9 protein-coding genes and 1 riboswitch are annotated in these 10,795 nt (G+C 63.3%); of the genes, 2 read left to right on the top strand and 7 right to left on the bottom strand.

Annotated features, from left to right (window positions below):
- Window positions 1-55: 55 nt before the first annotated feature.
- From JWR89_RS25265 to JWR89_RS25255, 3 genes are all read right to left on the bottom strand, one after another.
- Entirely contained in the window at window positions 56-1,114 is a 1,059-nt protein-coding gene (locus JWR89_RS25265; RefSeq protein ID WP_299720939.1) for an Arm DNA-binding domain-containing protein, read from the bottom strand.
- Window positions 1,115-1,356: 242 nt separating this feature from the next.
- Entirely contained in the window at window positions 1,357-2,979 is a 1,623-nt protein-coding gene (locus tag JWR89_RS25260; protein WP_299720938.1) for an ABC-F family ATP-binding cassette domain-containing protein, read from the bottom strand.
- A gap of 176 nt (window positions 2,980-3,155) precedes the next feature.
- Window positions 3,156-4,262: a 2'-deoxycytidine 5'-triphosphate deaminase gene (locus JWR89_RS25255; protein ID WP_299720940.1), complete on the bottom strand. Its 1,107-nt coding sequence runs from the start codon at window positions 4,260-4,262 to the stop codon at window positions 3,156-3,158.
- A 106-nt stretch (window positions 4,263-4,368) separates the two neighbouring features.
- A riboswitch (SAM riboswitch) is annotated at window positions 4,369-4,448 on the top strand.
- Between the two features lie 70 nt (window positions 4,449-4,518).
- Here JWR89_RS25255 and JWR89_RS25250 point away from each other — a divergent pair.
- Entirely contained in the window at window positions 4,519-5,715 is a 1,197-nt protein-coding gene (locus tag JWR89_RS25250; protein ID WP_299720937.1) for an O-succinylhomoserine sulfhydrylase, read from the top strand.
- Window positions 5,716-5,905: 190 nt separating this feature from the next.
- On the opposite strand, the gene JWR89_RS25245 is transcribed toward JWR89_RS25250, so the two are convergent.
- Genes JWR89_RS25245 through JWR89_RS25235 form a run of 3 tightly spaced genes read right to left on the bottom strand, consistent with a single transcriptional unit; the run spans window position 5,906 to window position 8,846 of the window.
- Window positions 5,906-6,841 (bottom strand): SGNH/GDSL hydrolase family protein, encoded by a 936-nt coding sequence (locus JWR89_RS25245; protein WP_299720936.1) that lies wholly within the window; start codon window positions 6,839-6,841, stop codon window positions 5,906-5,908.
- The gene (locus tag JWR89_RS25240; RefSeq protein ID WP_299720935.1) at window positions 6,841-7,599 is read right to left on the bottom strand and encodes an SGNH/GDSL hydrolase family protein; all 759 of its coding nucleotides are present in this window, start codon (window positions 7,597-7,599) and stop codon (window positions 6,841-6,843) included. Before JWR89_RS25240 ends, JWR89_RS25245 begins: the two co-directional genes overlap by 1 nt.
- Complete coding sequence (locus tag JWR89_RS25235; protein ID WP_299720934.1) at window positions 7,596-8,846, bottom strand: OpgC domain-containing protein; 1,251 nt, start codon at window positions 8,844-8,846, stop codon at window positions 7,596-7,598. Before JWR89_RS25235 ends, JWR89_RS25240 begins: the two co-directional genes overlap by 4 nt.
- A 222-nt stretch (window positions 8,847-9,068) precedes the next feature.
- On the opposite strand from JWR89_RS25235, the gene apaG reads away from it, so the two are divergent.
- Window positions 9,069-9,464: a Co2+/Mg2+ efflux protein ApaG gene (gene apaG / locus JWR89_RS25230; RefSeq protein ID WP_299720933.1), complete on the top strand. Its 396-nt coding sequence runs from the start codon at window positions 9,069-9,071 to the stop codon at window positions 9,462-9,464.
- An 89-nt stretch (window positions 9,465-9,553) separates the two neighbouring features.
- On the opposite strand, the gene JWR89_RS25225 is transcribed toward apaG, so the two are convergent.
- Window positions 9,554-10,576: an Hsp33 family molecular chaperone gene (locus tag JWR89_RS25225; protein WP_299720932.1), complete on the bottom strand. Its 1,023-nt coding sequence runs from the start codon at window positions 10,574-10,576 to the stop codon at window positions 9,554-9,556.
- Window positions 10,577-10,795: the final 219 nt, after the last annotated feature.

The following is a 10,795-nucleotide window of genomic DNA, read 5'->3' as shown; positions in this document are numbered from 1 at the left end:
TTTGATTGTCGGGATCGAGAATCCAAGATCCTCAGCCATGGAACTGAAGGAGTGCCTAAGCCCGTGGCTTGGTTATTCCTGGCACGTCCTTAGCTGCGACGCCCTGGAGCCACCTGGTGAGGCCAGTGTGGTGCTTGTTGAGGTTGGTAATCGACGGGAAGACGAATTTCGAGGTCGATTTAGACGCTGCCGTTTTGAGCGTCGATATAACGGCTGAGCCGACTGGTCTGATGCTCTTACCGCCTTTCGATTTACCGAGACGCAGCGCCATGCCGACCGCGTCGACTTCCGTCTTCAGCAGACCTTCAATCTCGTCTAGGCGGCACCCCGTCAGTGTGGCGACCTTGCTGGCATACACGCGCTGCCAGTGGGCACCCTCCGCTTCGGCCGTTGCGAGGCATCTGCCAAGGCGACGATAGCCGTCGTCGTCCATGCGCCATTCACGCGTACCATCTTTAGGCCGAACGATCCCGCTAATCGGGCTGTCGGGTCGGTAGCCCTCGCTGACTGCATAGCTAAAGATGCCGCCTAGCAGGCCCATCGTTCGCGCCGCCGTGCCCTTGCCGCCTTTGACGATTGCACGTCCGCGCAACTTGGTTTTGACATCCGCTGCAGACTTGCCGCCTATTACATCCCGCTGAAACCGCCCGGCATCCGACGCTGTAAAGTCCTTTACGGTTCGTTTTCCGATCAATGGAATGATGTGTCGCGCAACGCGGCCCTTGTCCGTGTAAAGCGTCGTAGCGCTCTTAGCGTCGCCACGGCGCGTCAAGATCAAGCCCTTTCCGGCCTTTTCCAAATACTCGATCGCCAGCTCCTCGATGGTCATGGCGCCACGAGCCAGCTTGCGGCTTTCGGCGGGATCAGAGCCTCTCACGACGTCAGACAATGCCAGCTTCGCGGCCTTGCGGGCCTCCTCCACCGTCAGCACGCCATACCGGCCGATCGTCAGCCGACGGCTGCGAGCATTGGCATTCCGGTATTGAACGATGAAAGATTTGGCGCCGCTAGACTTGGCCCGAAGGCCGAAGCCGGGCAGCTCATCGTCCCAGATGACCAGTTCGCCGTCAGTCGGTTTGATGGCATCGACGGTCTTTTTGGTCAGCTTGACCATGAAATCCTCGGGTAAGCACCGGGTAAGCACCGGGTAAGCAGGGGCCGGTAATTCGAGGAAATCACGGGAAAGACCGCTGCCCTCGAAATTTGGCTTGTTTTACCTTAATTGGAGTACGCAGTAATTCCAAGGAATTTCAGGTAAGCAGGGGTAAAACCCTCACCGTTGCCCTCCGAAGGCAAAGGTCACAGGTTCGACTCCTGTCGGGTGCACCAGCCCCATGCAAGCCGGCTGTTTTCCCCTTAGCTGCGCAGCCCCGGCGCTTCCTGGCCGGTACGCGCGACGTATTCCGTGTAGCCGCCGCCATACTGGTGGATGCCTTCGGGCGTCAGCTCCAGCACTCGGTTCGACAGCGCGGCGAGAAAATGCCGGTCATGCGAGACGAACAGCATGGTGCCCTCATATTGCGCCAATGCCGCGATCAGCATTTCCTTGGTCGCCATATCCAGATGGTTGGTCGGCTCGTCGAGCACCAGAAAATTCGGCGGGTCGAACAGCATCAGCGCCATCACCAGCCGCGCCTTCTCGCCGCCCGACAGCACCCGGCAGCGCTTCTCGACATCGTCGCCGGAGAAGCCGAAGCAGCCGGCCAGCGCGCGCAACGAGCCCTGACCGGCCTGCGGGAATGAATCTTCCAGCGACTGGAACACCGTGCGCTCGCCGTCCAGCAGATCCATCGCGTGCTGTGCGAAGTAGCCCATCTTGACGCTGCCGCCGAGTGCCACGGTGCCGTCGTCCGGCTTGGTCGCGCCGGTGACCAGCTTCAGCAGCGTCGACTTGCCGGCGCCGTTGATGCCCATCACCGCCCAGCGCTCTTTGCGCGCGACCATGAAATCGAGGCCCTCGTAGATGCTGCGGCTGCCATAGCCCTTGTGCACGCCCTTCAGGCTGACCACGTCGTCGCCGGAGCGCGGCGCCGGCGGGAAATCGAACGACACCGCCTGGCGGCGCTTCGGCGGCTCGACGCGCTCGATCTTGTCGAGCTTCTTGACCCGGCTCTGCACCTGCGCGGCATGCGAGGCGCGCGCCTTGAAGCGCTCGATGAACTTGATCTCCTTCGACAACATCGCCTGCTGGCGCTCGAACTGCGCCTGCTGCTGCTTTTCGGCGAGCGCGCGCTGCGCCTCGTAGAATTCGTAGTTGCCGCCATAGGTGGTCAGCGAGCCGCCGTCGATCTCCACCACCTTGGTGATGATGCGGTTCATGAACTCGCGGTCATGCGAGGTCATCAGCAAGGCGCCCTCGTAACCCTTGAGGAAGGCTTCGAGCCAGATCAGGCTTTCGAGATCGAGATGGTTGGAGGGTTCGTCGAGCAGCATCGCGTCGGGCCGCATCAAAAGGATGCGCGCCAGCGCCACGCGCATCTTCCAGCCGCCCGACAGCACGCCGACATCGCCGTCCATCATCTCCTGGCTGAAGCTGAGGCCGGCCAGCACTTCGCGCGCGCGGCCTTCCAGCGCGTAACCGTCGAGTTCCTCGAAGCGCGCCTGCACCTCGCCGTAGCGCTCCAGGATTTTCTCCATCTGGTCCGCCTGGTTGGGATCGCCGAGCGCGTGTTCCAGTTCCTTCAATTCGGCCGCCACGGTGCTGACCGGCCCGGCGCCATCCATCACCTCGACCACCGCGCTGCGGCCCGACATCTCGCCGACGTCCTGGCTGAAATAGCCGATTGTAATGCCGCGATCTGCGGCGACCTGGCCCTCGTCGGGCGGTTCCTGGCCGGTGATCATCCGGAACAAAGTGGTCTTGCCGGAACCGTTCGGACCCACCAGACCGATCTTCTCGCCGCGCTGGAGCGCGGCGGAAGCCTCGATGAAGAGGATCTGGTGGCCATTCTGCTTGGAAATGTTGTCGAGACGGATCATCGGTTCACACGGGCCTGCAAGGAGATTTGTGCGGTGCTTATGCCATCCCGCGCCGCAGCGGAAGCAGGTTTCGGGATCGGCCGCCCATGTTCGTCATGCCCGGCGTATGCCGGGCATCCAGGTTATCGCGGAACATCGTGGATGGCCGGGACAGGTCCGGCCATGACAACTGCTTGTCAGACCTTGAAATGCTTCGACAGTTTCAGGCTCTGGCCCTGGTAGTTGGAGCCGATGCGCTGGCCGTACAGGGCGTCGGGGCGCGACAGCATCTTTTCATAGACCAGGCGGCCGACGATCTGGCCGTGCTCGAGAATGAACGGCACTTCGCGCGAGCGGACCTCAAGTACCGCGCGCGACCCCTTGCCGCCGGCGCCGTCATGGCCAAAGCCGGGGTCGAAGAAGCCGGCGTAGTGCACGCGGAATTCGCCGACCAGAGGATCGAACGGCACCATTTCGGCGGCGTAGTCCGGCGGAACCTGGACGGCTTCCTTGGAGGCCAGAATGTAGAACTCGCCGGGGTCGAGGATCAGCGTACCGTCGGGACGTGCCGCGATCGGCTCCCAGAATTCGCCGGCCGCATAGCCGGCGCGGCGGTCGATATCGACCACGCCGGTGTGCCGCTTGGCGCGATAGCCGACGAAGCCGGACTCGTTGTCGCCGGACAGATCGACGGAGAGCGCGACGCCATTGTGGAGGTCGGCATCCTCGCTATCGACCAGCGGCTCCATGGCGTGCAGGTCTTCCAGCGCTTCATTGTCGAGGATGGCGTCGCCGACGCGAAAACGCACCTGCGACAGCCGCGAGCCCTCGCGCAGCAATACCGGAAAAGTCTTCGGGCTGATCTCGGCATAGAGCGGCCCGTGATAGCCGGCGCCGATCACGTCGAAGCGGCGCGTGCCGTCGGCGATCACGCGGGTGAATACGTCGAGCCGGCCGGTGGAGCTTTTCGGATTGGCCGAGGCGAAGATCGACGGCGGCAGCGCCAGGCTTTCGAGCAGCGGCACGATGTAGACGCAATTCGTCTCCAGCACCGCGCCGTCGGAGAGATCTATTTCATGCAGCTTCAACTCGTCGATGCGTTCGGCAACCGTCGAATTCGGCCCCGGCAAAAAGCTGGCGCGGACGCGGTAGGCGATGTCGCCAAGCCGCAGATCGAGCGAGGCCGGCTGGATCTGGCTTTCCACGAACGGATAGGCCGGCAGGATCAGGCCGGCATCGGCCATCGCCGCGATCATGCGGTCGGGCAGAATACCATCGGCATCAACAGGCAGCGTGAATGGCACTGAACTCATCCTTGTCGCGTCGCGGCACGGGAACGCTTGCGAAAACGCAATTTTATCGGTTATCCCACCGCCGGCTTGACGGAAAGGGCCGACCGGAATATGAGCAGGATTATCCCGTGGTGATTTGAGCCGGCCGGCTTGCAGCCACGTTAAATAAGTCGCTAAACAGGCCGGGGACACGTGTGATCCCGGCCGTTGGACGTTCGTCCAGGCCGGTTTTTTTGTGGCTGCTTTTGCCGCCACGACTGGAGGTCACATGTCTGAGTCGAAATCGCCCACCCCCGCCTATCGCCCCGAAACCAGGCTGGTGCATGCCGGCATGCTGCGCTCGCAGTTCGGCGAAACCTCCGAAGCGCTGTTCCTGACCCAGGGCTTTGTCTACGAGACCGCCGAACTGTGCGAGGCACGTTTCAAGGGCGAGGATCCCGGCTTCATCTATTCGCGGTTCTCCAATCCGAACACCTCGATGTTCGAGAACCGCATGATCGACCTCGAAGGCGCCGAGGCCGGACGCGCCACCGCGACCGGCATGGCCGCGGTCACCACCGCCATCCTGGCGCCGCTGCGCATCGGCGACCATGTCGTCGCGGCGAAACAGCTATTCGGCTCGTGCCGCTACGTGGTCGAGGATCTGCTGCCGCGCTACGGAATCGAATTCACGCTGGTCGATGGACTCGATCTGGACCAGTGGCAGAAGGCGATGCGCCCGAACACCAAGACGCTGTTCCTGGAAAGCCCGACCAACCCGACCCTCGACGTGCTCGACATTCCCGCCATCGCCGAAATCGCGCATGCCGGTGGTGCGCGGCTGATCGTCGATAACGTGTTCGCCACGCCGATCTGGCAGAGCCCGCTGACCCTCGGCGCCGACGTGGTGGTGTATTCCGCCACCAAGCACATCGACGGACAAGGCCGTTGCCTCGGCGGCATCATCCTCGGTTCGAAGGATTTCATCGCCGAGCACATCCACAACTACCTGCGCCAGACCGGGCCGGCGATCTCGCCGTTCAATGCCTGGGTGCTGGTGAAGGGGCTGGAGACGCTGGCGATCCGCGTCAAACAACAGACCGAGAGCGCGGCGGCGATTGCCGACGTGCTGGCGGCGCACCCGAAAATCTCGCGGCTGATCTATCCCGGCCGCGCCGACCATCCGCAGGCGGCGCTGGTCAAGAAGCAGATGCGCGCCGGCTCGACGCTGATCGGCTTCGAGGTCAAGGGCGGCAAGGCCGCGGCGTTCCGCGTACTCAACGAACTCAAGCTGACGCGGATTTCGAACAACCTCGGAGACTCCAAGAGCCTGGTGACGCACCCCGCCACCACGACGCATCAGCGGCTGCCGATCGAGGCCCGCGCCGAACTCGGTATCAGCGAAGGCTTCATCCGGTTCTCGACCGGCCTCGAGCACAAAGACGACCTGATCGAGGATCTCGAGGCGGCGCTGAAAAAGGCGTGAGCGAAACTACGCAAACTGTCGTCCCGGCCAAGCGAGCAGAGCGAGCGCCGAGCCGGACCCATAGCCCCAGGCCTATCGGCTTAAGTATTGGCGGTGGCAGTTTTCGTCGTCACATGAACTCGGGGTCTATGGCTCCCGGATCGGCGTTCGCTGACGCTCACTTGTCCGGGACGACATCGAGTGCGTGGCGTCACATCGGCTTCTGCGCCTGTACCCCGGCAGTGGGCACGTTGACGCCGAGTTTGACCTGGCCGACCGACTTGATGATGTTGTCGCCGAGCAGTTGCGCGAAGCAGGCGTAGCCCCAGTCGTTCATGTGCAGTCCGTCAGAGATGACGAAACTGTCGAACGCCATCGACTGGTTCTCGTGCCACTCGCGCATCACCTCGAAGCGCGGGAAGATCCCGACCTTGCGTAGCTCGGCGACTTTGTGCAGCAGCGACACCATCTTGCTGGTGCTTTCCGGCCGGGTATTCACCAGGGGTGAGTACTGCGGATCGACCAGCACCAGATCGGCGCCTGCGGCCTGGATTCGCGCGATGCCATCCTCCACCATCTTGCCGGTTTCACCGGGGTCGAGATTGCGCAGCACTGCATTGGTGCCGACCTGCCAGATCACCAGATCCGGCTTCGCATTGATCACTTCGTTCTGCAGCCGCGCCATCATTTCCGGCGCGTCCTCGCCACCTTTGCCGCGATTGAGCACGGTGATATTGGCGGTCGGGTAGGCGCGGTGCAGCTGCGCCGCGAGCCGGTTGGGATAGGTAAATTCCGGCGCCGTCGAACCAAAACCTTCGGTGGAGGACGAGCCGAACGCGACGATCAGTACCGGCTGGCCGGCAGCGAGCTTGGCGGCGACGCGCGGCAGCGATCCCATCGCCTTGGCGCCACCCTTGGGCGGCAGGCAGGGTACGCGGGCGAAGATGTCGCTGGCGGACTTCGCGACTTCCTTAACCTTGTCGATAGCCTTGGCGGCGACGCCCTTTTTGGGTTCGCCGGTATCCTTGGCCACCGCCACGGCGGTCGACTGGGCATGGACGGGCGAAAGCTGCGCTGGCAGCGCGACCGCTATGGCAGAGAGCAAGGCAATGGCGACAACGCGAGACACATAACGGTGGCAACTCATTAACGCTGAATCCTCAATTCCGCTGGATTGACGTGGGCCGCATCGATCACAAAGGTCGATAGCGCGCGGCCGAGGCAGTCATGCACCCGCTTGGCGAGTTCGACGCCGGGCGATGGGCTGAACAGATCAAAATCACCAGTTTCATTCCATTGCCTCATAATGGCGAAGCGGTCGAACAGCGGAACATCGTGCTGCTGGGCCACCACCCGCATATTATCTAGGTAGGCGGAGCCCGAAATCATCGTCTCCGTGCGCGGACTATACTGCAGATTCATTAAAATCACGTCGGTTCCCGCCGCTTTCATGGCCCCTACCCCTTCGTCGAGGGCATTGCGGAAGTCGTCGGCATCGACCTGCCGCAACGCGTCATAGGTACCGGTCTGCCAGATCACCAGGTCCGCCTTGCGATCCTCGACCAGCTTTCTCAACGTCGGCGCCAGGTCCTCGGCGGTCTTTTTCGGCTGCAGTTCCAGGGTGACGTTTACCTCTACGCCGGGGAGCTTTTCGCGCAGCATGTCCTGCAACCGCCCCGGATAGGCCGCGGCGCTGTCGGAGACCCCGATGACCGAGGAACGGCTGCCGACCACCAGGATATTGAGCTTTCCAGCCGGTTTGACGGCGGCGGCGACCTTCGGCAGCGAGCTCTCCGAGGTCAGCAGGTAGGCGGGCACGTCACAGCTCTGCGCCGGCGTCTCCGCGCGCGCGGCAGCGGCAACCAGCAGGCCAGCCAGCAGCGTCAGGCGCCAAATGCCCCTCATGCCCCTCCTCCCGCAAAATCCGCGTCGGCACTTTTTGCGCGCGTTCCGCCTTTGACCGAAACTTGCTTGTACCACGAAAACAACCAGGCGGCGGCCGACATGATGACGATCCCGGCGACGCTGACCATCAGGTGCATCCAGGCGCCGCCCGACACTTCCGCCAGCACGAAGTGACCGGCGAAGGCGAGGAACACGCCAAGGCAGAAAATCTCGAGGGAATGCTGGCCGCAGCGGATCAGCGGCCGCAGCCATGGCGACTTGAGCCCCGGCCAGTCCTTGTGCAGGAACCGCACCGTGATGGCCGCGAGCGCCAGGAAATGCGCGAAACGCAGCACGTCGAGGTCGGTCTTGTTGATCGGGTACATCCACTGCTCGATCACCTTCGGCAGCAGGTGATGGATCTGCGGGATGTACCAGGTCAGCGTCACCCAGAACGCCGCCAGCAGATAAGCGACGCAGATCCACAGCGTCACCGGCGACGACAGGATGCGCGACATCCGCCGCGCGCCGCCCAGCGCGCACCAGGCGCCGAACACGAACAGCAATTGCCAGGCGAAGGGATTGAACGCCCAGACACCGTTCGGATAGGCCGACAGGTACAGGTCGAACTCCCAGGTCAGGGCGTACAGCGCCACCGACAGCGCCAGCGTGAAGTCCGCCCGGCGCTGCATCAGCCAGAGGATGGGCGGCAGGAACAGCATCAGCACGATGTATAGCGGCAACACGTCCATGTTCACCGGACGAAATTTCAGCAGCAGCGCCTGAACGATGGTCACGTCGGGCTGCTTCAGGAAGTCCAGGATGCCCATTTCCTCGGAATACAGCGGGTTCTCGAAGCTGGTTGCAACGTAGGATATTTCCGCCAGGAAGATCGTGAACAGGAACACGTGGGCGACGTAGATCTGCCAGACCCGCTTGAAGATGCGCGCGCTGGCCACCAGCGTGCCCTGCTCCAGCATGGCGCGGCCATAGACGAAGGCGGCGGTGTAGCCGGAGATGAAGATGAAAATCTCGGTCGCGTCGCTGAAGCCGTAATTGCGGATCGTGAACCAGGTCAGGATGTTCGGCGGCAGGTGGTCAATAAAGATCAGCCACAGCGCCAGTCCGCGAAACAGGTCGAGCCGCAATTCGCGCTCGGCCCCCGCCACCGGGAACGTCACCGCGTCGGCGCGCGGCCGCGCCGCAGTCGGCATCGCCATAGCCTCGGCGGGCGACGGCCCGGTAACGGAATCGGCAACGGATGTCATGTCCTACCGCTCACAGAATCGACTCGCATGGTCACGGGTATGAAAGAAGCGACCGGCCCGTAAGTTGCAAGCAATTTGCCCGGGCGCGGTTCGCGGATTAACCCGCGACGGTTATGCGGAAACTATGTTGAAACGGCGATGGCGATACCGGCTGCCTGTCTATTTGGCAGGGCGTGCGGTTTTTCGCTATCATCTCGCTGCATTTTGGACGATGACACTGCCATGTACCGCGCCGTCACCCGCCAGATCGAAGTCACCGTCGAACCGAACTTCCTCCCGGAACGTTCGTCGCTGGAAAAACGCCAGTTTTTCTGGTCCTACACCGTCGTGATCACCAATTCCGGCGCCGAGACCGTGCAATTGAAGACCCGACACTGGATCATCACCGATGCCTCCGGCCGGATGCAGGAGGTCCGCGGCGAAGGCGTGGTCGGCGAACAGCCGGTGCTCGGCCCCGGCGAGCGCTTCGAATACACCAGCGGCGTGCCGCTGCCGACCGCCTCCGGCTTTATGGAGGGCACCTATCAGATGGTGACCACCGACACCGGCGAACCGTTCGAGATCGACGTTCCCGCATTTTCGCTGGACGGGCCGGACAGCCGGCGCACGCTGAATTAGTAGCGTGGGTTAGGCGCGCTTGCGCCGTAACCCACCATGATTGATCTCGGGCGGATCGGTGTGGGTTACGCGCTTCGCGCTAACGTACCCTACGGCTTCGCTGAGGCTTCGGCTTCCACCCCCGCCTCTTGCGGCGTGAACTCATATACCGAGCTGCAAAACTCGCAGGTCACCACCACCTTGTCGTCCTTGACCATGTCGGCGCGGTCCTGCGGCTCGAAGCCGTTCAACATGCCCGACACCGCCTCGCGCGAGCACGAGCACTTCGCCTGCAGCGGCAGCGCCGAAAACACCCGGACGCCGCGCTCGTTGAACAGCCGGTACAGCAGCCGCTCGCCGGACAGGTCGGGATCGATCAGCTCGACATCCTCTACCGTGGCGATTAACGACTGGCCCTCGACCCAGGCGTCGTCCTCGGGCGCCGCGCCGAGCTCGATGCCTTCGGGCGCATCGCCCGGCGCGAGGTCGCGCTGGGCGCGGTCCGGCGCCTTGGGCAGGAACTGCAGCAGCATGCCGCCGGCGCGCCAGCCATGGATCGGGCCGCCGTCGCCGCCGCGCCATTCCTCGCCGACCGCCAGGCGCACCCGGGTCGGAATCTGCTCAGAGCGCAAAAAGTATTCGTGCGCGGCTTCTTCGAGGTTGCCGCCTTCCAGCGCCACCAGGCCCTGGTAGCGGCTCATGTCCGGGCCCTGATCGACGGTCATGGCAAGATGACCCTTGCCGAGCAACTCCCCGGTGGTGAGGCCGGGCGCCAGACGCTTCTCGTCGAAGCGGGCGTAAGCGCGCATGCGGTCCGGCGCCTGGAAATCGACGATCATCAGCGACACCGGACCGTCGGTCTGGGTCTGCAGGATGAAGCGGCCGTCGAATTTCAGCGACGAGCCGAGCAGCGTGGTCAGCACGATCGCCTCGCCGAGCAGCTTGGCGACCGGCGCGGGGTAATCGTGCTTGTTGAGCAACTCGTCGAGCGCGGGGCCGAGCCGGGTCAGCCGGCCGCGCAAATCGAGGGCGGACACCTCGAACGGCAGCACGGCGTCATCGACCGGGATAGCCGACGGGGCGCGGATGGGGGTTTCGGGCGGAACGTTCGGGTCGGGAAAATGTGTGGTCATGGGACCTATTTGGGGGCGGCGGGCGGGAACCGAAACCCCGGGCGAGGGGAAAAGTGGGGATCTGTCGTCCCGGGCCAGTGAGCGCCAGCGAACGCCGACCCGGCAACTGTAGTTTTCCGATCAGGGACAGAACGGTTTTTGATCTCGGATGACTGCGTTGAGGGTGATGAGCAGCTTTCTGGCGATGGCGATGAAGGCGACTTTGGCGGGCTTTCCGGC

This window comes from Tardiphaga sp. (genome assembly GCF_028290785.1).
Taxonomy (GTDB): domain Bacteria; phylum Pseudomonadota; class Alphaproteobacteria; order Rhizobiales; family Xanthobacteraceae; genus Tardiphaga.
The sequence above is the reverse complement of the archived record's forward strand: the minus strand, read 5'-3'. Positions and strand labels throughout refer to the sequence as shown.